Raw genomic sequence first — 24432 nt, forward strand, 5'->3', positions numbered from 1 at the left:
GTGACGACGACCGCACGGCCGCTCTCCGCGGCCGCGGAGAAGACCCCCGGGGAGAACGGCTCCGCGCCGGAACCACGGAAGGGGGCCGGAGCCGGTAACCCCCGGCTCCGGCGGGCGGTCCGGGAGAACCTGGTCGCCTACCTCTTCCTCGCGGCCGGAGTGCTCTGCTTCGCCCTGTTCTCCTGGTATCCGATCGTCCGCGGAGTGCTGCTCGGCTTCCAGCAGGTCACCTTCGCCGAACCCGCCCGATGGGTGGGCCTGGACAACTTCCGGCGCCTGTTCGACGACCCGCTGTTCCTCACCGCCTGGCAGAACACCGGCTACTTCACGCTGCTCGCCCTCGTGTTCGGCTTCGCGGCGCCGTTCGCCACCGCCGTCGTGCTGAACGAACTGCGCCACGGGCGCGCCTACCTGCGGATGACCGTCTACCTGCCGGTCATGCTCCCGCCGATCGTCACCATGCTGCTCTGGCGGCAGTTCTACGACCCCGGCCCCGGCCTCTTCAACCACGTGCTGGAGGTGTTCCGGCTGCCGGCCCAGCAGTGGCTCGAGTCGGAGAACCTCGCCATGGTCTCCCTGGTCCTCGTCTCCACCTGGGCCAACATGGGCACCACCACCCTGATCTACCTGGCGGCGCTCGGCGGCATCCCCGGCGAGCTCTACGAGGCGGCCGAGCTCGACGGCGCCTCGATCCGGCAGCGGCTGTGGCACGTCACCATCCCGCAGATGCGGTTCATCCTGATGATCACGCTGCTGCTCCAGGTCATCGGCACCATGCAGGTCTTCGTCGAGCCGTTCGTCCTCACCGGGGGCGGGCCCGACGACGCGACCGTCACCGTGCTCCTGCTCCTCTACCGCTACGCCTTCGTCTACAACGACTTCGGCCTGGCCAGCGCCCTGAGCACGCTGCTCTTCGTGGTCCTCGGCCTCTTCTCCGTCGTCTATCTGCGCCTGACCCGGAGCAAGGGCTGAGAGGAACCACCATGGCCGCCGAAACCCCCGTACGCACCCTGATCGCACCCGCCGAGATGAACCGGCGCACCGGCCGGTTCCTGCACCGCTTCGTGCTCGTCGCCACCCTGACCGGCTTCACCATAGCCTTCGTCCTCCCGCTCTACTGGATGGCGACCGGAGCACTGAAGTCGTCGTCGGAGCTCGCGGGCCAGGAACTCGACCTGATCCCCGACAGCTGGCACCCCGAGAGCTACGCCGACGCGTGGACGAACGTCGGCCTCGGCCAGTTCTTCCTCAACACCCTCGTGCTGGCGCTCGGTGCCTGGCTGACCCAGCTGATCATCGACGTCTCCGCCGCCTACGCCCTGTCCAAGCTCCGGCCGTTGCTCGGCAACGTCGTCCTCGGCATGATGCTGGCGACCCTGATGCTGCCGGTGTCGGCGCTGCTGGTGCCGACCTATCTGACCGTGGTCGACGTGCCGCTCCTCCACGTCAACCTGATCAACACTCCGTTCGCCGTCTGGCTGCCCGCCGCTGCCAACGCCTTCAACATCTTCATCCTCAAGCGGTTCTTCGACCAGATCCCCGCCGAACTCCTGGACTCCGCACGGATCGACGGGGCCGGCACGCTGCGGGTCCTGGTCTCCGTGGTCCTGCCGCTGTCGCGCCCCGTGCTGGCCGTCGTCTCGATCTTCGCGGTCGTCGGGGTCTGGAAGGACTTCCTGTGGCCCATGCTCGTGCTCCCCGACGAGGCGAAGCAGCCCATCACCGTGGCGCTCAACCGGCTCTCGGAGTTCATGCCGGCCAACCAGCTGCTCGCCGGGATGGTCATGGCGAGCATCCCCCTGCTCGTCCTCTTCCTGATCTTCCAGCGCCACATCATCGCGGGTCTCACCGCAGGCAGCCTCAAGGGCTGACCTCCACCCCAAGGGAAGGGCACACCGCTGTGTCTCCTGCACCAGGAAAGAGCTTCCGGGCCGCCGTACGGCTCACCTACCCCGTTCTCCTCTCCCTGCTCGGCACGGTCCTGTACGGAACGGCGACCGCGCGTGCGGCCACCGTCACCCTGGAGGCCGAGTCCGCCCGACTGACGGGCGGTGCCGCGGTCTCCACCGACCACACGGGCTTCACCGGCACCGGCTTCGTCGGCGGCTTCACCGACGCCAACAAGGGGTCCGCCTCGGTCTCCTTCCCGGTCGACTCGGCCGACGCCGGGACCGGTTCGGTGTCGCTGAGGTACGCGAACGGCACCGGCGCCACGATGACGCTGAGCCTGTACGTCAACGGTTCCAAGGTCCGCCAGGTCAGCCTGCCGCCCACCGCGAACTGGGACACCTGGGCCACCCGGCGGGAGACGGTGCCCTACGCCAAGGGCGCCAACACCGTCGCCTGGACCTTCACCACGGCCGACAGCGGCAACGTCAACATCGACAGCAGCACCGCCGACACCTCCACCGGGTCCGTCACCCCGACCCCCTCCGGGGCGCTGGAGGCCGAGTCGGCGCAGCTGTCGGGCGGTGCCGCGGTCTCCACCGAGCACACGGGCTTCACCGGGAGCGGCTTCGCCGGGGGCCTCACCGACGCCAACAAGGGTTCGGCGTCCGTCTCCTTCGGTGTCAGCTCCGCGGAAGCGGGGGCCGGTTCGGTGTCGCTGAGGTACGCGAACGGCACCGGGGCGACGATGACGCTGAGCCTGTACGTCAACGGTTCCAAGGTCCGCCAGGTCAGCCTGCCGGCCACCGCGAACTGGGACACCTGGGCGACGCACGAGGAGCCCGTGACGTACACCAAGGGCGCCAACACCGTCGCCTGGACGTTCACCACTGCCGACAGCGGCAACGTCAACATCGACAGCATCACCCCGGCCACCCCCACCACCCCCACCGACCCGGGCGGGCCCACCACCCTGACCCACCAGGCCGAGGACGCCTTCGTCTCCGGGGGTCCGGCCAAGGCCACCGCCGTCACCGGCTACGAGGGCGGCGGCTACCTCTCCGGCTTCACCGCCACCGGGGCCCGCGCGGTCTTCCAGGTGAACGCCCCCTCGGCGGGCACCTACCCGCTGACCGTCCGCTACCGCACCCCGGACGCCAACGCCTCGACCGTGACCCTCGTCGCCGACGGGAACACCGTGCGCCGGCTGACCCTGCCCGGCACCGGGGGAGCCTGGAAGAGCGCCGCCACCGACGTCCCGCTGCGGGCCGCCCTCAACCACGTCACCCTGCGGACCGCCCCGGGAGACAACGGCACGCTCCAGCTCGACGGCATCGGCGTCACCGGATCGGCGGCCAACAGCACCAGGGGAGCCACGCTCCCGTACACCACGTACGAGGCGGAGAGCGGAAGCACCAACGCCACCACCACGGGCCCCGACCGCACCTACCTGACCGTCCCCTCCGAGGCGTCCGGCCGCAAGGCCGTCGTCCTCGACTCCACCGGCGAATACGTGCAGTTCACCCTGACCAAGCCCGCCAACGCACTGACCCTGCGCTACTCCGTCCCGGACAACGCCGCCGGCACCGGCATCGACACCACCCTCAGCGTCTACGCCGACGGCACCCAGTTCCGCGACCTGCCGCTGACCTCGAAGTACAGCTGGGTCTACGGCGGATACCCGTACGGCAACGACCCCTCCCAGGGCTCCGGGCACCACTTCTTCGACGAGACCCGCACCCTGCTCACCGGGACGCTCCCGGCCGGCACGGTGCTGAAGTTCCAGAAGGACTCAGGGGACACCGCCGCGTCCTACACCCTGGACCTCGTCGAGACCGAGACCGCGCCCTCCGCGCCGGCCATGCCGTCCACCGGTTTCGTCTCCGCGACCACGCTCGGGGTCACCCCGAACGACTCCGGCGACGACACGAACGCGCTCAATTCCGCCCTCACCACCGCCACCTCGCAGGGCAAGGGGCTCTGGCTGCCCGCCGGTACCTACGACATCTCCGGTCACGTCAACCTCACCGGAGCCGATCTGCGCGGTGCCGGACAGTGGCACACCGTGCTGCGCGGCAAGAACGGCAAGGGCGGGCTCTTCGGACGCGGCGGGACCATCAACGTCCAGGACCTGATGATCGCGGGGGACGTCTCCTACCGCGACGACGCGAACTTCGACGCGGCGATCGAGGGGGACTTCGGGAACAACTCCACCCTCACCGGCATCTGGATGCAGCACACCAAGGTCGGCCTCTGGATCGACGCCCCGACGAACGGCCTGTACGCCTCCGGGCTCCGGATCCGGGACACCTTCGCCGACGGCGTCAACCTCCACAAGGGCACGAAGGCAAGCGAGGTCTCCCAGAGCAGCGTCCGCAACACAGGTGACGACGGACTCGCGATGTTCTCCGAGGCCCAGGCCGTCACCGACAGCGCGTTCCGTTTCAACACGGTCCAGCTGCCCATGCTCGCCAACACCGTCGGGATCTACGGCGGCCACGGCAACCGGGTCGAGGACAACCTGCTCTCCGACACCGTCACCGGTTCCTCCGGCATCGCGATCAGCAGCCGCTTCGCCCCCGTCCCCTTCAGCGGGACGACCACCGTGCGGCGCAACACCCTCACCCGGACCGGAGGCTACGAACCGAACTGGGGCAGCGAACTCGGCGCCCTGTGGATCTACGCCGACTCCTCCGACATCACCGCACCCGTCCTCGTCGAGGACAACCAGATCCTCGACAGCACCTACAGCGCACTGCTGCTGTCCTGGCAGAAGAACATCAGCGCCCTCACCGTGAACGGCCTCAAGATCGACAAGGCCGGTTCGTACGGCATCGAGATCAACTCCGCGGGCTCCGGAACCTTCTCCGGTGTCACCGTCACCGGAGCAGCCAAGGGCGGTCTCTCCAGCGCGGGCGGCTTCACGGTCACCCGGGGGACCGGCAACACCGGCTGGTAGCCCGAAACCGGTGCGGGCCCGCCCCTGACCTGCGGGCCCGCACCACCCCATATATACCGAGCAAGGAGTCTCAGTGACCACCCAGTGGTGGCGGCACGCCGCGATCTACCAGATCTACGTCCGCAGCTTCGCCGACGGCGACGGGAACGGCACCGGCGACCTCGCCGGGGTCCGCAGCCGCCTTCCCTACCTGCGGGACCTCGGCGTCGACGCCCTGTGGTTCAACCCCTGGTACACCTCGCCGATGGCCGACGGCGGATACGACGTGGCTGACTACCGCGACATCGACCCGCTCTTCGGCACCCTCGCCGAAGCCGAACGGCTGATCGCCGAGGCCCACGAACACGGGCTGCGGGTCCTCGTCGATCTCGTGCCCAACCACTGCTCCGACCAGCACCTCTGGTTCCGTGACGCGCTCGCCGCGGGGCCGGGATCGCCGGAACGCGAACGCTTCTGGTTCGTCCCCGGCAAGGGCGCCGACGGAGAGCTGCCGCCCAACGACTGGACCTCGTACTTCGGCGGCAGCGCATGGACCCGGATCACCGAGGCGGACGGCTCGGCCGGCCCCTGGTACCTGCACATGTTCGCGCCCGAACAGCCCGACCTCAACTGGGAGCACCCCGAGGTACGGGCCGAGTTCGAGGACATCCTGCGCTTCTGGCTCGACCGGGGCGTGGACGGCTTCCGCGTCGACGTCGCCCACGGCCTGGCGAAGAAGCCGGGCCTGCCGGACGTCGGACCGGACCCCGACATCACCGACCTCCCCTACCAGGACTGCGACGCGGTGCACGACGTCTACCGCTCCTGGCGCAAGATCCTCGACGGCTACGACGGCGAACGCACCTTCGTCGGGGAGGTCTGGCTGCCGACCCCCGAGCAGTCCGCACGCTATCTGCGCCCCGACGAACTCCACTCCGCCTTCAACTTCGACTTCCTGTGCTGTCCCTGGGACGCCGACGCGCTGCGCGGGGTCGTCGAGGACACCTTCGCCGGGCACGCGCCCGTCGGGGCGCCGCCCACCTGGGTGCTCTCCAACCACGACACGATCCGCCACGTCACCCGGTACGGACGCGAGGACACCTCGTTCGACATGGGCGACAAGCGGCTCCTCGACCCGAGCGACCCCGTCCTCGGCCGCCGGCGCGCCAGGGCGGCGGCACTGCTCACGCTGGCGCTGCCGGGCGGCGTCTACATCTACCAGGGCGACGAACTCGGCCTGCCCGAGGTCCAGGACCTCCCGGACGAACTGCTCCAGGACCCCACCTTCGTACGGTCGGGCGGAACCGACCGGGGCAGGGACGGCTGCCGGGTGCCCCTGCCCTGGAGCCGTACGGGGACCTCGCTCGGCTTCTCGCCCGAGGGATCCACCGCCGCCCCCTGGCTCCCGCAGCCGGAGGCCTGGACCGGGCTGAGCGTGCAGGCGCAGGAGGACGACCCGGACTCCTTCCTCACCCTTTACCGCGCGGCGCTCGCTCTGCGAAGGGAACGGCTCGTCCCCCTCGCGGAGTCGCTGACCTGGGTCGACGCAGGACCGGGGACGGTGTGCTTCGACCGCGACGGAGGCTTCCGCTTCCTGCTGAACGCCTCGGGATCCGCCGTGCCGCTGCCCGAGGGCGCCGCCGTCCTGCTCGCCGGCGGGCCGCTCACGGACGGGGCGCTGCCGACGGACACCGCCGTCTGGCTCTCCCTCTAGGACGGAGCGCGGTGTCCCTGGCAGTGGCCGCCGGGGACACCGCGCTCCGTGGAGCGGGACTCAGAGGGACAGGGACAGCAGCACCGGCGCCGCGCGCCGGTTCAGCGTCGCCGCCGCGGCGCGGAGCCGGTGGGCGTGCTCGATGGGCAGGGAGAGCGCCAGGCATCCCGCCGACGAGCCCGCGGTCAGCGGAACGGCCGCGCACACCGTGCCCACGGCGTACTCCTGCAGGTCCAGAACGGGCACCGTCGCGGGCTGGCTGTCCAGCTTCGAGAAGAGGACCTTCTCGTTGGTGATCGTGCGGGACGTCAGACGGGCGATCCGGTGCCGTGACAGGTGGTCGCGCCGGGCGTTCTGGTCGAGCTGCGTCAGCAGGCACTTGCCGATCGCGCTGGCGTGCGCCGCCGAGCGGAAGTCCACCCACTCGTTCACGGCCGGGGTACGCGGCCCGTCCGCCACCTGCGTGACGCGGATCTCCCCGTCGACGTAGCGGCTGACGTACACGGCCGCGCCGACCGAGTCCCGCAGCTGCGCCAGCGTCTGCTGGAGCCTGCCCTCCAGTGCCTTTCTGCGGGCGGCTCCGGAGCCGAGCTCCAGGAGGGAGGAGCCGATGATGTAGGCGCCGTCGGTGACCTGCTCGACGTATCCCTCGCGGCGCAGCGTCAGCAGAAGAGGGGCGAGGTGGCCGGGCGGCAGTCCGGTCTCCCTGGAGATCCGGGCCTCGGTCACGCCGTTTCCGTGCGTGGACACGGACTCGAGCACGCGCAGGGCGTACTGCACCGAATGGAACGGCGCCTTCGGCTCGGGCTTCAACGCCACGGTTCCCCCCTCCAGGGCCTCTACGAGGTTGTGACCACAAGCTCGGAACCCACGATAGTCGCCGGATGGCTCATATGGAGGGGTGTGTCCGGGAGTTGAGGGTGCGCCCCCGTCCTGTCAACTGGGGCGCACCCTCCTGGCATATGCCAAGGTCACGGGCTTCATGCCAAAGGCAAGGTCACAGCACCGCGTTGAGGAACTCGCGCGTACGTTCGTGTTCGGGCGCGGAGAATATTTTTTCCGGGGATCCCGACTCCACGACCCGTCCCGCGTCGAACATGAGGACCTTCTCCGACACGTCGCGGGCGAAGTTCATCTCATGGGTCACGCACAGCATGGTGATGTCGGTGGTCCTGGCGATGTCGGTCAGCAGATCCAGCACCCCGGCCACGAGTTCGGGGTCCAGGGCCGACGTGACCTCGTCGAGCAGCAGGATCTCCGGACGCATCGCCAGGGCGCGGGCGATGGCCACCCGCTGCTGCTGGCCGCCGGACAGCTGGGACGGGTGGGCGTCGACCTTCCCCGAGAGTCCTACGAGGTCGAGGAGTTCCCTCGCCCTGGCCTCCGCCTCGTCCTTGTCCATGCCGAGGACGTTGACGGGTGCCTCCGTGATGTTCTGGAGGACCTTCATGTTGGGGAAGAGGTTGAACTGCTGGAAGACCATCCCGATCTTCTTCCGGGACTCCCGCAGTTCCTTCTCTCCCGCCGGCTTCAGCGCTCCGGACGCCGTCCGCACGTGCGAGAGCGGGGAGCCGTCCACCCAGATCACCCCGTCGCTGACCCTCTCCAGGGTCATCAGCAGACGCAGGATCGTCGTCTTCCCCGAGCCGCTCGGCCCGATGAGCGTCACGTGCTCACCGCGCCGCACGGTGAAGTCCAGTTCGTCCAGGACCACATGGTCGCCGTAACGCTTGACGACCTTGTCGAAGCGGACCAGCGGTTCGACGCCGGCGGCCGGGAGGTCCACCGCCGCGTCCGTGACTTTCCCGAGGGGGGCGGGTCCCTTGGGGGCGGGTTCAGTGGCCAAGGCGCTTCTCCAGCTTTCTCATCAGCAGCGAGGTCGGGTAGCTCGCGACCAGGAAGACCAGGCCCGCGAGCGTCCACGCCTCCGTGTACGCGAAGTGGTCGGCCCCGTACTTCCGGGCCTCGAAGACCATTTCCTGCACCGTGATCACGGCGAGGAACGGAGTCTCCTTGAACATCGATACGGCGTAGTTGCCCAGCGCCGGCAGCACGTTGCGCACCGCCTGGGGCAGGATCACCGCCTGCCAGGTCCGGCGTGGCGACATCGACAGCGCCCGGCAGGCCTCCCACTGCCCCTTGGGCACACCGTCGATGCCCGCCCGGTACACCTCGGAGGTGTACGCGGCATAGTGGATCCCCAGCACCACGGTGCCGACGGTCAGCGGCTCCACCGAGGTGAAGACGGCCGCCGCACCGACCAGTTGAACCAGCAGCGGGGTGGAGCGGACGAACTCCGTCACGGCCTTCACCGGTACCGTGACGAGGCGGGAGGGGGCGCGTCCGGCCACGGCGACCGCCAGGCCGAGCACCGCCGCCAGGAGCGTGCCGAGCAGCGTCGCCAGCAGGGTGACCCGGAAACCTTCGAGCAGCAGGGGGAGCGCCTCACCGGCGGCGTCCCAGTCGAACGTCTGGTTCACCGGGCACCTCCGGCCGTCGGGACGGGTTCGGCGCTCCGGGTCCTGAACAGGCCCCGGGCTCCGGTGTGCAGGCCGAGGCGCCGCTTGGCGCTCCGCTCCAGCAGGTTCATCAGCAGCGTCAGCGCGTAGGCGAGCATGAAGTAGACCACCAGCAGCAGCAGATAGGCCGTGAGACTCTCACCGGTGAGACTGCGGACGTGCTCGATCGCGGTCATCAGATCCGCCGCGGAGAGCAGCCACAGCAGCGGGGTCGCCTTCAGCAGCTGGATCAGCAGGTTGGTGAAGGAGGGGATCATCTGCACCCATGCCTGCGGCAGGATCACCCGTCGCATCCGGTGGAACGGGGACATGTTCAGCGCGACCGCCGCCTCGTACTGGGCGCGCGGCACGGAGTTGACCGCGCCCCGCACGACCTCGGAGCCGTAGGCGCCGAAGTTGAGCCCCAGGGCCACCACCCCGCAGAGCAGCGGGGTCAGTTCGTACCCCGTCAGCTGCGGCATCGCGTAGTAGAACCAGAACAGCTGGACGTAGAGCGAGGTACCACGGAAGAACTCCACGACGGTCCGTGAGACCCCGCGTACCAGCAGCAGGCGGCTGCCCGCCATGAGCCCGAGTACGAACGACAGGGCGAGTGCGAGCAGGGAGCCCAGGACGGTCGCTTCGAGCGTCACCCACAGGCCGGACGAGATCTGCGGCAGTTCGTCGGCGAAGGTGGAGAAGAAGTCACTCATACCGTGCGGCCCGTCCCCGTCAGCCCTTGCACAGGTCGGCGGTCTTCAGCGTGGCGGGCGGGACCTCGGTCTCGCCGAAGCCGTACTCCCGGAGCAGCTGCACATAGCGCGACTTGTCCGAGACGATCTTCTTGAGCTCCCGGTTGAACGCGTCGCGCAGATCCTCGTTGCCCTGGCGGAACACCGCGCCGCCGGGGGAGAACTGCTGCTTGCCGTCCAGCTCCGGGACGAAGGCCTCGGTCACCTCGGTGTCCGGGTTGGTCTTCGCGAGCCAGCGCAGCGAGATGCCGGTCAGCAGGAACGCGTCGACCCGTCCGCCCTTCACGGCGTCCGCACCGTCCTGCGGCTTCTGGAGCGTCTTGATCCTGCTCTCGGGGATCCCGGCGCCCTCGGCGTACGAGGCCTCGACCGCACCCGACATCACACCGACGGTGATGCCGGCCTCCTTCGCCGACGCCAGGTCGGTGAGCTTCTTCGGGTTGCCCTTCTTCACCATCAGGGCCGTCGGGGAGATGAACTCGGGTTCGGAGAAGATGGCGTTGGCGCAACGCTCGGGGGTGATGGCCATGCCCGCGCTGACGACGTCGTACTTGCCGGCCTGGAGGCCGGGGATCAGGCCGTCCCACTCGGAGAGGGTCGGCTTCAGCTCCTCGACGCCGAGCGCCTTGAATATCTCGCGGTGCAGGGTGGGGGCCTCGCCCTTGAGCTCCTTGCCCTCCATGTAGCCGTACGGGGCCTCGTTGGCGTAGGCGACCCGGACGAATCCCTGCTTGCGGAGCTTGTCGAGCGCACCCTCACCGTCCGCGGCGCCGGCGTCGGTCTTGCTGCAGGCCGAGAGGAGGCCGGGGAGGACGATCAGACCTCCCACGGCCGCCGATCGATTGAGGAAGCCCCGACGGGACAGGTGAGGGAAGTCAGCCATGGTTCGCGGTCTCCTGAAGAATTCGGGGTTGTCGAACAGTCCGGACAGGTTGAGCACCTGCCCGATCCCGGACTCTTATGCAGCAAGCGCTGCCATGTAACCGAACGGTGGCCGGAGGGTGACCCTTCCGTGTCTCGACGCGGGCGCAGGGCGACGACCGGTGTGCGGGGCGTATTCCCTGGCTCGCGACTTGGTGACTATCCGTCATGTCGTGTATCAGGCGCCGATGTCCGTGGAAGGTACGTAACCGAGCCCGATGTCCACCTTGTTCGGCAAGGGCCCACCGCTGTCCCAGAGTTCGTACATCGAGACGAACTGCTCACCCAGCCTGTCCCGCCAGCCGGCCGTGTCCCCGCTCATGTGCGGGGAGACCAGCAGGCCCGGCACGTCCCACAGCGGGCTGTCCGGCCCCAGCGGCTCCTCCTGGAAGACGTCGAGCGCGGCGCCCGCCAGCCACCGCCTGCGCAGCGCCTCCGCCAGGTCCTCCTCGACCGTCAGCGCGCCACGCCCCACGTTGACGAAGTGGGCGGAGGGCTGGAGCAGCCCGAAGAAGCGCGCGTCGAACATCCCACGCGTCTCCGGCGTCAGCGGCGCCGCGGAGATCACCCAGTCCGCGCCGGACGCCAGGCGTTCGAGGTCCTCGACGCCGTGGATGGTGCGCCGGGCCGTCCGGCCGACCAGTGCCACCCGGACGCCCAGGCCGTGCAGGAGCCGCATGATCTCCCGGCCGACCGGCCCGGCGCCGACGACCACCGCGCGGCTGCCGGCGAGCGTCCTGGTCTCGCGGTGGCGCCAGGAGCGCCGCCGCTGGAGTTCGAGCGTCCCGGGCAGATCCTTCGCGAAGGCGAGCACCAGCCCGGCGACGTACTCGGCGATCGGCAGCTCGAAGACCCCGCGCGCGTTGGTGACCACCGTGCCGGAGGCCGCCAGCGCCGGGCAGAGCAGCCGGTCCACGCCGGCGCTCGCCGTGTGCACCCAGCGGGGGCGGGGTCCTTCGCCCGGCCAGGCCTCGCGGACGGCGTCGGAGGTGAAGTCCCAGACGAGCAGGACATCCGCCCCGGGCAGCTCGTCGGCCAGGGTCCGCTCATCGGCGTACCGGACGACGGCCCGGCCGGTCAGCCGGCCGAGGCGGGGCGGAGGGTCGGCCTCCAGGACGAGGATCACGGGAGCGTTCATCGGAGATCACCACGCTCGCACCGGGGGCCCCGGGCGTCAACAGGAAGGCCCGGCCCGCAGGAGGAACCGCTGGTCAGGCGCTCTGCGGGCGACGATCCGGGGGCACAAGGGGAATACTTGTCCCAGGCAGGGGCACCGGTCACACGAGCGACGCAGGACATCCGGACACACGGGAAGGATGGACATGACGACCGTAGGACTTCTCTACCCGGGCCACGCCGCGGAGGACGACTTCCCGCGGATGGAGGTCATGCTCGACAGCGACATCAGAGTCCCGCTCTTCCACACCGACATCGACGAGGACGCCCGCAGGGCGGGAAACCTCCGCGAGGCGGGCACCCCGGAACGCCTGGCCGCCGGGGTCGAGGAACTGCGGATGGCCGGCGCCGAGTCGCTGGTCTGGGCCTGCTCGGGTGCCAGCTTCGCCTACGGATGGGACGGAGCCCACGAACAGGCCGCCGAGCTGGCCAGGACCGCGGGACTCCCCGCATCCAGCACATCGGTCGCCTTCGTCCACGCCCTGCGCGAGCTGGGCGCCTCGAGGGTCGCGGTCGCCGCGTCCTACTCCGAGGACGTGGCCGCGCTCTTCGCGGGCTTCCTGGAGGCGGGAGGCGTCGAGGTGGCCGCCACCCGCGGGGGCGGAATCATCTCCGCGTCGGAGGCCGCCGCGGCGGACGTGGAGCTCGTGAAGGAACTCGCCGTGGCCGGTGACCACCCCGACGCCGAGGTGGTCCTGATCCCCGACAACGCCCTGCACACCGCCGCGCACGTCCCCGAGCTCGAGGAACTCGTGGGCAAGCCGGTGCTCACCGCCAACCAGGTGGCCGTCTGGGAAGGGCTGCGGCTCACCGACCGCCGCGTCTGGGCCCCCACCCTGGGCACCCTCTTCGCCACGCGCGAGCCCCCGCCGGGAGCCGCCGAACGCAAGGGCATCGAGGTACGGGAGTAGGGGCCGCCCCGGCTCCCCGGTCGCGGAGGATCCCTCTGCCGGGGAAGGGGAACAGGGGAATAAGCGGAGCCCCCCTCCTGTTTGCACCCTCCGGTACAGAGACGCAGCACCGGAGAGGTCGGAACACGTGGACGAGAACCGAGGCGACGAGATTCGCGGCACCGCGGGCGGTACGGCCCCCGTACCCCTCTCCGTGCTCGACCTGGTGACCGTGGGACAGGGCAGGACCGCCACCCAGGCGCTGCGCACCAGCGTGGACATCGCGAAACTGGCCGAGGACCGGGGCTTCCACCGTTTCTGGGTCGCCGAGCACCACTCCATGCCCGGTGTGGCCTCCTCGTCCCCGGCGGTGATCCTCGCGCACCTCGCCGCCCACACCGAGCGCATCCGCCTCGGCTCCGGTGGCGTGATGCTGCCCAACCACGCGCCCCTGGTCATCGCCGAGCAGTTCGGCACCCTGGAGGCGATGGCCCCGGGCCGTGTCGACCTCGGCCTCGGCCGGGCTCCCGGTACGGACGGCGCCACCGCGGCCGCCCTGCGCCGCACCGACCGGCTGAACGAGGGGGCATTGGGGTCTCCCCTGGTCGAGCGAAGCCGAGACCTTGGGGAAGACTTTCCGCAGCAGTTGGCGGAACTCATCCGCTTCCTGGACGACGACTTCCCGGACGGCCACCCCTACGCCCGCATCCACGCGGTGCCTGGCCCCGTGCAGGCCACGTCTCCCGGCGGGGTGCAGTCGCCCGGCAGGCCACCCGTCTGGCTGCTCGGCTCCTCCGGCTTCAGCGCGCGCCTCGCCGGTGTCCTCGGCCTGCCCTTCGCCTTCGCCCACCACTTCTCGGCGCGCAACACCGTCCCGGCCCTCGACCTCTACCGGGAGTCCTTCAAGCCCTCCGCGGTGCTCGACGCCCCCTACGCCCTCATCGGCGTGGCCGCGCTGGCCGCCGAGGACGAGCGGGAGGCCAGGCGCCAGGTGCTGACCGGCGCCCTGTCCATGGTCCGGCTGCGCACCGGCCGCCCGGGACTCGTGCCCACCCCCGAGGAGGCGGAGGCGTACGACTTCAGCCCCATGGAGCGGGAGTTCGTCGACGGCTGGCTGAAGGACATCGTCCACGGAACGCCGGACCAGGTCCGCACCGGACTCGACGACCTGGCCAAGCGCACCGGCGCGGACGAGCTGATGATCACGGCCAACGCGCACGGCGGCGAGGCCCGCCTCCGCTCGTACGAACTCATCGCGGACGCCTACGGGCTGCCCGGCGCGGTCTGACCCTCCGGGGGTCTCCGGGGCCCGCTCCCGCCGGGGCGGGCCCCTGGTGTTCCCGGCGGCCGCCCCGGATCAGTCCCCGGGAGACCTCGCGCCGATCAGCTCGGCGATCCGCTCGGGGGCCACCGCCCGCGAGTACAGCCAGCCCTGTCCGGTGTCGCACCCGATGCGCCGCAGCCGCTCCGCCTGGCCCGAGGTCTCCACGCACTCCGCGGTGACGGTGAGGCCCAGGCGATGCGCCAGCTGCACCATGGCCTCCACGATCGTCTCGTCGGCCGGGCTGGGGTGCGCCCCGCCGTCGTAGCGGAAACCGCGGACGAATGACCCGTCCAGCTTCAGCACCGACACGGGCAGCCTGCTCAGATAGGCCAGGTTGGAGTAGCCCGTACCGAAGTCGTCGATCGCGATCCGCACCCCCATCCCGCTGAGCGCCTCCAGCACCCGCAGCGGCCGGCCCGACGACCCCATGACCGCGGACTCGGTCAGCTCCAGCTGCAGCAGGCAGGGGTCCAGGCCGGTCTCGGCGAGGATCTCCGCCACGTCGGCGACCAGGTCGGAATCCCTGACCTGCCGCACCGCGACGTTGACGCTGATGAACAGGGCGGGCTCGTCCGGGTGTTCCAGCTGCCAGCGGCGCGCCTGCCGGCAGGCCGTGCGCAGCACCCAGCGGCCGAGCTCGACGATGGTTCCGTCCTCCTCGGCGATCGGCACGAACCGGCTCGGCGCCAGCAGCCCGAAGCGCGGGTGGTTCCACCGCACCAGGGCCTCCACGCCCCGTACGACCTCGTCGGCCATACCGACCAGCGGCTGGTACTCCAGAGTGAACTCCCCGCGCTCGACGGCCGCGCGGAGCGTGGAGGAGAGCGCCTGACGGGTCATCCGGTTCGCGTTGCGCTCCGGGTCGAACAGGGTCCAGCGCGCCCGGCCGTCGTCCTTCGCCCAGAAGAGCGTGGTGTCCGCGGCCTGCATCAGGGCGGTTGCCGAGGTGCCGGCCACCGATCGCTCCACCACCCCGATCGACGCCGAGACGGCGAGCCGGTGCCCGGCCACGTCGAAGGGCTGCTGGAGGGCGGCGAGCACCGAGCGGGCCAGCTCCGTGAGCTGGTGCGTGCCCGAGGAGTCGTCCACCAGGATCGCGAACTCGTCACCGCCCAGCCGCGCAACCAGATGCGCGCCGGTGCGGTGGTCGTCGGCCTCGGCGCAGTCGGTGAGCCGGCCGGCGACGGCGGCCAGCAGCCGGTCGCCCGTGTGGTGCCCCAGGGTGTCGTTGACCGCCTTGAAGCCGTCGATGTCCAGGTAGCAGAGCCCGATCCGACCGCCCGCCGGCTCCGAGGGCGGCGGACCGTCCTGGAGCGGCGCGGAGCCCAGCGCGGCCGTGAGCCGCTCGAAGAAGAGAGTGCGGTTGGGGAGCCGCGTCACCGGATCGTGCATCCGCAGATGGCGCAGCCGCTCCCGCAACTCCCGCCGGTCACTGACGTCGGCGACGGACAGCAGCACCGTGTCGGGACCCGTCTCCCCGCCGCCGCCCATCGGAACGACCGTCACCTCGGCCCACAGCGGCCGCCCGTCGGCGTGCTTCAGCCGCAGGGTGCAGCTCATACGGGGGCGGGTGCCACGCAGCACCTCGGTGTACGCACGCCGGGCGGAACCGTCCCGGGTGAGACCGACCAGGTCGGCCGCGCACTGCCCGGTGAGGGCGGTGGGGTCGGTGCCGAGGAGACCGCCCAGGGCGTCGTTCGGGCTGACGATCCGTCCCCGGTGGTCGACGACGGCCATGGGCAGCGCGGCGGCCTCGAACGCCGCGCGGTAGTCGTGGGGCCCGGCCGGATCCGACCCCGGGCGATCACGCTCTGTGAGATCAGGTGGCCCGGTGCCGGGGGACGCCCCGGTGCGGGGCGCCGGCTCTTCGGATGTTCCGCTCACCGCTCGCTCCCGCTGTGCAGATCGGTTGAACAGGTGTGGACGGTCGGAGGGCGTGGAGAGGAGAGCCGCGCCGGAGGCGGGAACCACGCAGGAAAGCGAGGTGAAGCATAGAGGGTGCGACCCCGGCCGTTCCAGCGCGTCCGGCGTTTCGGACCCCTGGTACGCGCTCGGCCCGCGCCCGTTCGGAGTCGGACGCGCGCGCGACTGCCGTAGGCGTTTTGGTGGTGGTTGATTTCATTTGCGCTGATCTGATGGATTCAAGATTCCGAGTGAGCGAATGTGACTGTACGTGTTGGTGTTCGTCGAATGCTGATGATCACGACCGTCCAGGGCTGACCCGTGCGGGTCAGCACAACAGGGCGTGCGCGACGGAATCGGCACAGGGTGAAGGGGAGGTCCCGCATTCGCCACCCGGAGGTAGATGTGCCGCGTCAGCACGGATCCGGGGGAGTCGAGAGGCCGAGCCTCCGTGGCGTGGCCGCGGCCCTCACCTCGCTTCTGGCGCTCGCCGCCACCGGACTCGTCGCCGGCCCCGCGGTGGCCGTCACACGTGACGCGGGACCGTGCGCCCTGCCCCGCACCGGGGCGCACCACTCCCTCGGCCTCGACACCTGGAACGACGCCTATCCGCGCCCCGACCGCGGCCTCGACGCCGTCATGGTCTTCCTCTCGTTCCCCGACTCCGAACCCGTCGTGTCGCCGGAGGTCCTCGCGGCCGACTACTTCCCCTCGACCACCCGCTTCTTCCAGCGGGCCTCGTACGGCAAGTTCACCCTGCACGCCGAGCCCCAGCGGCAGTGGACCCGTATGCCCCGCCCCTCCACCTGGTACGGCATACAGCGGGACTGGGGATCGGAGCGCCGCAGCGCATATCTGCGTGACGCGATCAAGGCCGCGGACGAGGAGACCGACTTCTCCGCGTACGACATCGTCTACCTCGTCGCCGACCCGGACGCGCCTGGCGTGGACTCCGACGCCACCAAGGTCGTCAACTTCGACCGCCCGGTGCGCGCCGACGGCACCGACATCAGGCGGGTGGTCACCGTCTTCGAGGAGCACCCGCCTGACCGGAACGTCCTCGCGCACGAGACCGGTCACGTCTTCGACCTCGCCGACCTCTACCACCGGCCGAAGGACGGCAAAGGGGACTGGGACACCTACGTCGGGGACTGGGACGTGATGGGCAGCCAGTTCGGCCTCTCCCCGGATCTGTTCGGCTGGCACAAGTGGAAGCTCGGCTGGCTCTCCGGCGAGCAGGTCGTCTGCGTGCAGGGCGACACGGACCTCACCCTGGAGCCCATGTCCGAGGTGCCCGTCCCGGGTGCTTCCATCGGGCCCCGTCTCGCGGTCATCAGGACCGGCATCGACACCGCGCTCGCCGTCGAGGCCCGCAGCGCCACGGGCAACGACCGGACGACCTGCAGCGAAGGCGTCCTCGTCTACCGCATCCGCAACGCCACCCCGTCCGGAGGCGGCCCGGTCGAGGTCCTGGACGCCCACCCCGACTCCGACGCCTGCTGGGACCGGTCGGTCTACCCGCCCCTCGCCGACGCCCCGCTCAGGGAGGGCGAGCGCTACACCGTCCCCGGTGAACGCGTCCGTATCGACGTCGCCGACCGGACCCGGTCCGGGGCCTGGACCGTCCGCATCACCATCGGCTCCTGAACGGCGTCGGAACACGAAAGAGGCCCCCTCGCTTCCGCGAGGGGGCCTCTTCTGTCGGTGCGCCGTCAGGGACTCGAACCCCGGACCCGCTGATTAAGAGTCAGCTGCTCTAACCAACTGAGCTAACGGCGCCTGCTGACGTCGTAGACATTAGCACCCGGATCGGCGGGAGGAAAAATCGAATACCCGGTGGCCGAGGGGGCCGCCGACCTGCCCACTCGTACACAGGCCCACAGGAGCGCGTCCGGGCCGGGCAGCCAGGGGGTCCGGGTGTCCGGCGCGACGACCCAGCGGGGTCCGTCGCAGCCGGTACCGCCGGTCAGCGGCGGGACGGTGACGGCGTCGCCGAGGCCGTGACAGAGAACCGGCGGCAGAGCGCTCCGGTGCCCGCGGACACCGTCGGCGCAGCCCGTGCCCCACTCCTCCCAGGCCACCAGCGACGGCAGCCGCTGGGCGGTGCCGGGGGAGGCGAAGAGCAGCATCCGGCCCCGGTGCACGGCGACCGGACCGGACCCGGGTCCCTCCGCCCAGAGCTGCTCCAGCATCCGCCGTCCGAACAGCGCGGGCACGCTGACGATGTCGAACGCGGTGCCGCAGGGCAGTACGCCGGGCGAGGCGGGCCGGGCCTCCCACTGCGCCAGGGTGCTGCGGGGGTGCGAGGTGGCGCCCGCCAGCCAGGCCGCTCCGGAGGGAGTGACATGAGCGGCCCTGTCGTCGGCCCTCCCGTCGGGCCGGTCCCGCAGCAGAGCGAAGAGGCCGCTGCCGTGGCGCGCGCCCGTACCGGCCTGCAGGGTCGTTTCGTCGTTCAGCCATGCGCTCATGACGTCATGTCTACAGGCGGTGACGGTACTGTTCCCCGGAGTTGCCGAAACGCCTGACGGGACGGACCTCGTAGGGGTATCTTGCCCGGCGGCATATGCCACGGGTGTACCCGTGGCGACCGGCGTGTGGCGACCGGGCGCCCGGCGTGTGGCGCCCGGCCCCCGCATCACCGGCGCTCGGGACATGCCCGACGACCCGGCCGGAGCGCCGGTCCCGGGAGCGGATGTCAGGGCGCGGGGTCGTTCAGCAGGGACCGGCCGAACTCGATCATCTTCTTGGCGTAGTCCTCGGTCCACTCCGCCCGCGCGGCTATGTCGGCGGGCGTGAGCCGGTCGAACCGGCGGGGATCGGCGAGCTGGGCGGCCGCCACGGCCTGGAACTCCACGGCCCGGTCCGTCGCCGCCCTGAAGGCGAGCGTCAGCTCCGTCGCGCGGGCCAGCAGCTCCTTCGGATCCTCCATCGACTCCAGGTCGAAGAAGTGCTCCGGATCGGCCACCGCCTCCGACGGCTCGAAGAGCAGCGGCGCCGGACGCAGCCTCTGCCGCTCGTTCCGCTCGGGTTGTGCCATGTGCTGTTCCCTCCTCGTACGGCCGGACGGCCACCTTCCATTGTCCAGCCCGGCAGGACGGTCCCCTCCGCGTATCGGCGGCAGGAGGGACCAGAAGAGCGCTGCCCAGGATCAGGGCCTCCAATGCACGCGGTGCTCGGCGAGATGGGACAGCACCGCGTGGTTGGCCTCCCAACCGTCCGGGAACTTGACCGTCACCCCCAGCTGGACCGGCTCCGTCGAGGGGTGCTCGTCCAGCAGGTCCGCCACCCCGGCGCGGCAGACCACCACGCACGCGTGGCGGTGCCGCGAGGCCAGGACGCAGAGCCGCCCCGTCTCCAGATGGAACGCCGTGGCGTCGGGGCGGCCGGACAGCGGGTGCAGGACCACCGTCACGTCGAACTCGCGGCCCTGGAGCCGGTTCGCCGTGTCCACCGCCACGCCCGTCACCCCCAGCTCGGCGAGAGCGGCGCGGACCGCGGCGGCCTGGTCACGGTGGGCGGTGCCGACCGCGACCCGCTCCGCCGTCACGGGGACCGGGCCGGCCTCCCGCTCGCTCGTCGCGGCGCCGCCCCTGTCGAGCAGCCTGCGGACCACCAGGGCCACCGCCCGGACCGCCTCGGGGTCGGTGCGCGGGGTGTGGCGGGCGGGCAGCTCCAGCAGACCCCATCCCGACTCCGCCGCCTCGTCCAGCACCCGGTCGGGACCCGAGCCGTCCGACGGCACGCCGAACGACAGCCGCCGGTCGCCGTGGTCCGTACCGCTGCGGAACGGGGTGTACGGGTAGAAGGCGTCGGAGACCAGCGGCGCCGCCGACGCGGGCAGCCGCCAGGACACCGGCAGCCGGTGCTGCGGCAGCTCCGGATTGTGCGCGAGGAGGGTCGAGACGGCGCTCGCCGACGGGTCGTACGTCAGGCCCGCCCACTGGTCGGCGCCCACGATCGAGAACGGGTCCAGCTGGCCCGGATCCCCCACGAACAAGGCCCGCTCGAACAGCCCCGCCACGGCCAGCAGCGCGTCCGACCGCATCTGGTAGGCCTCGTCGACGATCGCGTGCTCCCACGGTTCGACGTTCTTCACGTGGGCCCACTTCGCGGCCGTGGAGATCACGATGTCCAGGCCCGCCAGATCGGCCGCCTTCGCCGACTTGCGCACGTTGTCCAGACCGTCGAGGACCTTGTCGTACGGATCGGAGTCGCTGCTGTGCAGCCGGCCCACCGGCAGCTCGGGGGCCTTCTCGGCCAGCCGTACCACCAGGTCGTCCACCTGGGCGTTGGTCTGAGCGACCACCATCAGCGGGCGGCCGGCCGCGGCGAGCTCCAGCGCGGCCCGCACCACCAGCGTCGACTTCCCCGCGCCGGGCGGGGAGTCCACCACGACACCCCGAGCGGGTGAGCGCAGGGTGTCCTCCAGGATCGCGCCGGTCGCGCGTGCCGCCGCGGCGCCCGGGTCGGTCACGGCTGTCACAGCAGGTCCTCCGAGGTCACGGGGTCGGGCAGTTCGGTGGGTCCAGCGGCGGCTCCCGGCGGGCCGCCGTGGGTCCAGGGGGTGTCCTCGGGGTCGGGCAGCTTGGGACCGCTCCGCTGGTCGTGCTCGAAGAGGGTCCAGGCGATCAGGTCGCCCGGCTCGGGCACCGATCCGGGCGCGGGCTCCTTGCTCCGTCCCATGCGGTCGGTGATCCGCAGGACGAGACGGACCGGGCCCTCGGAACCGGTGGGGCCGGCCTCGTCCTCGTCATCGCCGGGCGCGTACCGGACGAACTCCGCCGTCTGCGGCTTGCCGTCCAGCGAGCGGTAGACCTTCGTCCGCTCGCCCAGGTGCGGGCGTTCACCGGTGCGGACGGTGACCAGGGGGCGGGGGGATGGGCGCTTCGACTCGCTGTACGCCATCTCGATCCCGGTCACCTCACCGACGAAGGCCTCACCCGCCAGCCTGCGCCCCGCGAGCACCAGCGGATCGTCGAGCGCCTCCTGGGCGTCCAGCTGCGCCTGGGCGGTCTCGCGCGAGGCCAGCTTCTGGGCCGCCGTCACCGCGTCGTCCCTGCGGGGCTGCGGGGGTTCGCCCGCCCGCACCCGGTCCCGGTGCGCGGTGAAGGACCACCGGTCGCGTGTCCAGCGGTCCTCGGTCCTGGCGCCCTCCGGCAGCTCCCGCAGCAGGTCAAGACCGCGCCACACCGCGTCCCAGGTGGGCCTCATCACCTCCTCCAGCAGCGACCTGATCGCCCTCTCGGCTTCCCGGAGCTCGCCGAGGCGGGTGTCGGCGTCGAGCCCGTCCTCGGCCGCCGCCAGCGCGGTGCGGGCACGGTCGAAGCGCTCGATCGCCGGAGCCAGCAGCCGGTTGTCGAACGCGGGGTCCGTCGCCGGTCCGGCCGGCGGGCAGAGGAGCTGACCGGCCCCGTCCCGCTCGAGCTCCGCCCGGAGGGCCGCCTCCGCCCCCGGCAGCCCGTCCCGGGGGTCGAGCCAGGCGAGCAGCGCCCCGAGGTGCTGGTCCTCCAGACTGCTCTGCCCCGTCGCCCAGTGGCGGTTCAGCAGATCAGTCGCGGCCAGCAGCAGCGAGGAGCCGGGCACCCTCGCCCGCTCCCCGTAGTGCGTCAGCCAGCGGCCGAGCAGCGGCACACGGGCCGGAGCCGGGTAGGGGGTGTCCGGGTCGTCCTCGGCGGTGCGCCGGAACCGCATGGACCGGCCGAGCAGGCGTACGAACTCGACGCCGGCCCTGCTGGGCACGATCAGCTGTGCGGCGTCCGCGCACAGCTCGACCTCGACCTTGACCTTCTTCCCGGTCTCGGGGTCGGTTTCTCCCCCAGACTTCGTCCGGGAGGGGCCCCCATGCGCAACGAGTTCGACGACGTCGGCGTACGACTCGATGTGCGGCAGCACGGCCTCCGCCAGCTCGGCCAGGAAGGCGGACCGCAGGTCGCGGTCGCGCGGCTGGGCCACGGCCAGCAGCCGGGGAGCGGAACGGTCCGTGCCGACGAGGGCGCCGAGCGGGGCGCCCGCCTCACCGGCGGTCGTCAGCGGCACCAGGACCAGGGGCTCGCCCGTCAGGTGGCGGTGGCGCACGGTGGCCAGCGGCTGGGCCCGCCCGCTCTCCACAGCTTCCAGCCGGGCCAGGGTGGTGATCAGTGACACGGGACGCCGCCCGTCACACCGGCGAGGGCCTCGGCGCGCAGTGCGGCCGCCCTGCGCAGGGCGGCCACCGTCGGGTCCGAGGGGTCGCCCTCCTTGCCTGCCGCGGCGGCCAGCACCCCGGCGACCGTGGTCAGGCCACCGAGCTCACCACGCACACTGCGGCCCAGGGACTCCACCGCGCCCTCGGCGCGTGCCTTGGCCCGGCAGTGGAAGGCGAGCTCGCACGCGGCCAGGCACTCGGGGGCGTACGCGGCGGGAACCGCCTCGACCGCGCTGCCGAGCTCCTCGGGGGAGCGGCAGGGGTCGAAGGTGGTGCCCTCGGGCAGCGCCGCCGCGATGTCCTCGACGCGGGTGAGCCGGGTGAGCTGACGGCCGGTGACGGCGCGCTGCTTGCGGACGTCGACGACCGAGGCGGTCGGCAGGTTGGAGAAGTCCTTCGGGCAGACCAGCAGGATCCGGTGGGAGACCCGGGCCCCCTCGGTCACCGCCGCGGTCCGCTCCAGGGCCAGGACGTACACCGCGGACTGGCGGGCGGCGGCGCCGACCTTCGCGGCGTCCGCGGAACTGTCGATCATGGGGAAGGACTTGATCTCGACGACCGTCCAGGTGCCGTCGGGGTGCACCACCACGGCGTCCGGCTCCAGGTAGGCGGGCGAGCCCGCCACCTCCAGGGCCAGCATCGGATGGTCGAGCAGGGTCCATCCTCCCGACGCGGTGGCCTCGCGCAGCGCCAGTGCCGTACGCGCGGCGCGGCCCTCGGGGCCGGCGGCCGCCAGGTCCGGTACCTCGGCCGTGGAGGGGGAGTCGGCGCCGCCGCCCAGGTGCTCCAGGAGAAGGCGCAGCAGCTCGGTGCCGCCGTCGGCCTTGACCCGCGCCTCGAAGGCGTTGCCCCGGACGAAGGCGAACTGGGACTGCCCGAACGCCGCGGGGGAGCCGAGCGCCGTGGCCAGCCCGGCCTTGTCGACGCCCGCGCCGTCGAGCAGGGCGCGACGTCTGCACCCCGGATTGGCGGCGAGGGCCGCCAGTGCGCGCGCGTCGAGCGGGTGCGGCGCGACGGTCGGCCCGCGCAGCTCAGCGAGCCGCTGCCGGAGTGTCGTCGGCTGCGGCCGCGGAGCGGGCGCTCGCGTCGCCGGAATCTGCGGAGGCGGTCCGCCGGCCGGGTATTCGCTCACCCGCGGAAGTCTTGCATCCGTCACTGACAATCGTGGATCTCGTGGGGGTGGCGGATCCGGGCATACGCGCGAACACCGTGCTCATCCGGTACTTGACGCGGTCGGCGATCCGCATGAACGGCCTGGTCAGCAGGGCGCCGACGGCCATCACCGCGACCCCGGCGAGCGCGTCGAGGAAATAGTGGTTCGCCGTGCCCATCACGACGAGCACGATCGTCAGGGGGTAGGCGATCCCCGCCGCCCGGACGAGCGGGTGGCGGCCGTGGCGCCAGAGCAGGACACCGCACCACACCGCCCAGCCGACGTGCAGGCTGGGCATCGCCGCGTACTGGTTGGTCATCCCGCTGAGCCCGCGCGGGGCACTCGCGCCCGCACCCCACCAGCCGTATCCGCTGTACTGCGCCATCGTGTCGACGAACCCGTGCCGGGCGTCGAGGAGGCGGGGCGGGCAGGTGGGGACCAGGGTGAAGCCGATCAGCCCGAGGAGCGTGGACGACATCAGCCAGGTGCGCGCCGCGCGGTAGGCGGCGCTACGGCGCCGGAAGATCCAGATCAGGACCGCAGGGGTGACCACGTAGTGCAGGGAGGCGTAGGCGAAGTCGGCGGGTATGCCGAGTGAGGGGTGGGCGGTGAGAAGCCGGTTGAGCGGGTGCTCCGCGTTGATGTGGAGGGTCTTCTCCAGGCGGAGTATCGCCAGTCCGTTCCGCACCGCCCCGGGTATGTCCTCCCGGACCAGCAGCCGCCCGACGGCGTACAGCCCGTAGACCACGGCGATCAGCGGGAGCTCCGTCCACCAGCGCGGCCGGTGACCGGAGAGCGGTGTCCGGGCGGTGGCGTACGGCATCCGGTGGCTCTCCCCTTGTTCATGCGGTGGACGGCGGGCGTTCAACCGTACGGCGGTCGTATGCCCGCTTTTCCTCCGGGGGCACGTCCCCGCGTGCCTGCCCTGGTCCCTGGCCCTGAGAGGGACGCGGCCGCTGCCCCGCAGGTTGCCCGGGGCACAGGTGCGGGATGATGGGACGGGCTCCGCGCCCGTACCGGCCGCCGGCCGGCCGGCCGCGTCCGCCACCGATCAGCCGTCCCGGACACCGCTGTCCCGGACCCATCAGATCCT

20 protein-coding genes and 1 tRNA gene are annotated in these 24432 nt (G+C 71.5%); 7 read left to right on the forward strand and 14 right to left on the reverse strand.

Annotation, left to right across the window (positions count from 1 at the left end):
- The 4 genes from ACGFNN_RS01070 (at position 1) to ACGFNN_RS01085 (ending at position 6539) form a co-directional block, all read left to right on the forward strand.
- Positions 1-972: a carbohydrate ABC transporter permease gene (locus tag ACGFNN_RS01070; protein ID WP_393551686.1), complete on the forward strand. Its 972-nt coding sequence runs from the start codon at positions 1-3 to the stop codon at positions 970-972.
- Between the two features lie 11 nt (positions 973-983).
- The gene (locus tag ACGFNN_RS01075) at positions 984-1871 is read left to right on the forward strand and encodes a carbohydrate ABC transporter permease (protein ID WP_393551688.1); all 888 of its coding nucleotides are present in this window, start codon (positions 984-986) and stop codon (positions 1869-1871) included.
- Positions 1872-1900: 29 nt separating this feature from the next.
- A complete protein-coding gene (locus ACGFNN_RS01080) occupies positions 1901-4846 on the forward strand; it encodes a CBM35 domain-containing protein (protein ID WP_393551690.1) in 2946 nt (981 codons plus the stop codon).
- Positions 4847-4919: 73 nt separating this feature from the next.
- Positions 4920-6539 (forward strand): glycoside hydrolase family 13 protein, encoded by a 1620-nt coding sequence (locus ACGFNN_RS01085; protein WP_393551692.1) that lies wholly within the window; start codon positions 4920-4922, stop codon positions 6537-6539.
- A gap of 60 nt (positions 6540-6599) precedes the next feature.
- Here the strand turns inward: ACGFNN_RS01085 and ACGFNN_RS01090 are convergent, their stop codons facing one another.
- From ACGFNN_RS01090 to ACGFNN_RS01115, 6 genes are all read right to left on the reverse strand, one after another.
- The gene (locus tag ACGFNN_RS01090; RefSeq protein ID WP_362547134.1) at positions 6600-7358 is read right to left on the reverse strand and encodes an IclR family transcriptional regulator C-terminal domain-containing protein; all 759 of its coding nucleotides are present in this window, start codon (positions 7356-7358) and stop codon (positions 6600-6602) included.
- Positions 7359-7536: 178 nt separating this feature from the next.
- A complete protein-coding gene (gene ehuA / locus ACGFNN_RS01095) occupies positions 7537-8385 on the reverse strand; it encodes an ectoine/hydroxyectoine ABC transporter ATP-binding protein EhuA (RefSeq protein WP_393551694.1) in 849 nt (282 codons plus the stop codon).
- Positions 8375-9019 (reverse strand): ectoine/hydroxyectoine ABC transporter permease subunit EhuD, encoded by a 645-nt coding sequence (gene ehuD, locus ACGFNN_RS01100; protein ID WP_393551696.1) that lies wholly within the window; start codon positions 9017-9019, stop codon positions 8375-8377. The genes ehuA and ehuD overlap by 11 nt, the downstream gene beginning before the upstream one ends.
- Positions 9016-9750 (reverse strand): ectoine/hydroxyectoine ABC transporter permease subunit EhuC, encoded by a 735-nt coding sequence (gene ehuC / locus ACGFNN_RS01105; protein ID WP_393551698.1) that lies wholly within the window; start codon positions 9748-9750, stop codon positions 9016-9018. Before ehuC ends, ehuD begins: the two co-directional genes overlap by 4 nt.
- A 19-nt stretch (positions 9751-9769) precedes the next feature.
- Entirely contained in the window at positions 9770-10672 is a 903-nt protein-coding gene (gene ehuB, locus ACGFNN_RS01110) for an ectoine/hydroxyectoine ABC transporter substrate-binding protein EhuB (RefSeq protein ID WP_393551700.1), read from the reverse strand.
- A 216-nt stretch (positions 10673-10888) separates the two neighbouring features.
- A complete protein-coding gene (locus ACGFNN_RS01115) occupies positions 10889-11848 on the reverse strand; it encodes a D-2-hydroxyacid dehydrogenase (RefSeq protein WP_393551702.1) in 960 nt (319 codons plus the stop codon).
- A 184-nt stretch (positions 11849-12032) separates the two neighbouring features.
- Here ACGFNN_RS01115 and ACGFNN_RS01120 point away from each other — a divergent pair, with 184 nt between their 5' ends.
- Together ACGFNN_RS01120 and ACGFNN_RS01125 are read left to right on the forward strand one after the other, a co-directional pair.
- Positions 12033-12797, forward strand: coding sequence for a decarboxylase (locus ACGFNN_RS01120; protein ID WP_393551704.1), 765 nt, complete (start codon positions 12033-12035; stop codon positions 12795-12797).
- 127 nt (positions 12798-12924) lie between these two features.
- Positions 12925-14064 (forward strand): LLM class flavin-dependent oxidoreductase, encoded by a 1140-nt coding sequence (locus ACGFNN_RS01125; protein ID WP_393551706.1) that lies wholly within the window; start codon positions 12925-12927, stop codon positions 14062-14064.
- Between the two features lie 69 nt (positions 14065-14133).
- Here the strand turns inward: ACGFNN_RS01125 and ACGFNN_RS01130 are convergent, their stop codons facing one another.
- The gene (locus ACGFNN_RS01130; RefSeq protein WP_393551708.1) at positions 14134-15984 is read right to left on the reverse strand and encodes a putative bifunctional diguanylate cyclase/phosphodiesterase; all 1851 of its coding nucleotides are present in this window, start codon (positions 15982-15984) and stop codon (positions 14134-14136) included.
- A gap of 423 nt (positions 15985-16407) precedes the next feature.
- Between ACGFNN_RS01130 and ACGFNN_RS01135 the strand changes: the two genes are divergently transcribed.
- Positions 16408-17649: a M6 family metalloprotease domain-containing protein gene (locus tag ACGFNN_RS01135; protein WP_393551710.1), complete on the forward strand. Its 1242-nt coding sequence runs from the start codon at positions 16408-16410 to the stop codon at positions 17647-17649.
- 58 nt (positions 17650-17707) lie between these two features.
- On the opposite strand, the gene ACGFNN_RS01140 is transcribed toward ACGFNN_RS01135, so the two are convergent.
- The 7 genes from ACGFNN_RS01140 to ACGFNN_RS01170 all read right to left on the reverse strand — a co-directional run bounded on the left by ACGFNN_RS01140 (position 17708) and on the right by ACGFNN_RS01170 (position 24162).
- Positions 17708-17781 (reverse strand) — tRNA-Lys (locus tag ACGFNN_RS01140).
- Positions 17772-18470, reverse strand: a complete 699-nt coding sequence (locus ACGFNN_RS01145; RefSeq protein WP_393551712.1) for a hypothetical protein — start codon at positions 18468-18470, stop codon at positions 17772-17774. The genes ACGFNN_RS01140 and ACGFNN_RS01145 overlap by 10 nt, the downstream gene beginning before the upstream one ends.
- A 227-nt stretch (positions 18471-18697) precedes the next feature.
- A complete protein-coding gene (locus ACGFNN_RS01150; protein WP_362666030.1) occupies positions 18698-19039 on the reverse strand; it encodes a hypothetical protein in 342 nt (113 codons plus the stop codon).
- Positions 19040-19150: 111 nt separating this feature from the next.
- A complete protein-coding gene (locus tag ACGFNN_RS01155) occupies positions 19151-20485 on the reverse strand; it encodes an AAA family ATPase (protein WP_362666027.1) in 1335 nt (444 codons plus the stop codon).
- Positions 20482-22146 (reverse strand): hypothetical protein, encoded by a 1665-nt coding sequence (locus ACGFNN_RS01160; protein WP_393551714.1) that lies wholly within the window; start codon positions 22144-22146, stop codon positions 20482-20484. Before ACGFNN_RS01160 ends, ACGFNN_RS01155 begins: the two co-directional genes overlap by 4 nt.
- Positions 22137-23318, reverse strand: coding sequence for a hypothetical protein (locus ACGFNN_RS01165; RefSeq protein WP_393551716.1), 1182 nt, complete (start codon positions 23316-23318; stop codon positions 22137-22139). The genes ACGFNN_RS01160 and ACGFNN_RS01165 overlap by 10 nt, the downstream gene beginning before the upstream one ends.
- Positions 23218-24162: a phosphatase PAP2 family protein gene (locus tag ACGFNN_RS01170; protein WP_393551718.1), complete on the reverse strand. Its 945-nt coding sequence runs from the start codon at positions 24160-24162 to the stop codon at positions 23218-23220. Before ACGFNN_RS01170 ends, ACGFNN_RS01165 begins: the two co-directional genes overlap by 101 nt.
- Positions 24163-24432: the final 270 nt, after the last annotated feature.

This window comes from Streptomyces sp. NPDC048590 (assembly GCF_043199535.1).
In the GTDB taxonomy this organism is placed as follows: Bacteria; Actinomycetota; Actinomycetes; order Streptomycetales; family Streptomycetaceae; genus Streptomyces.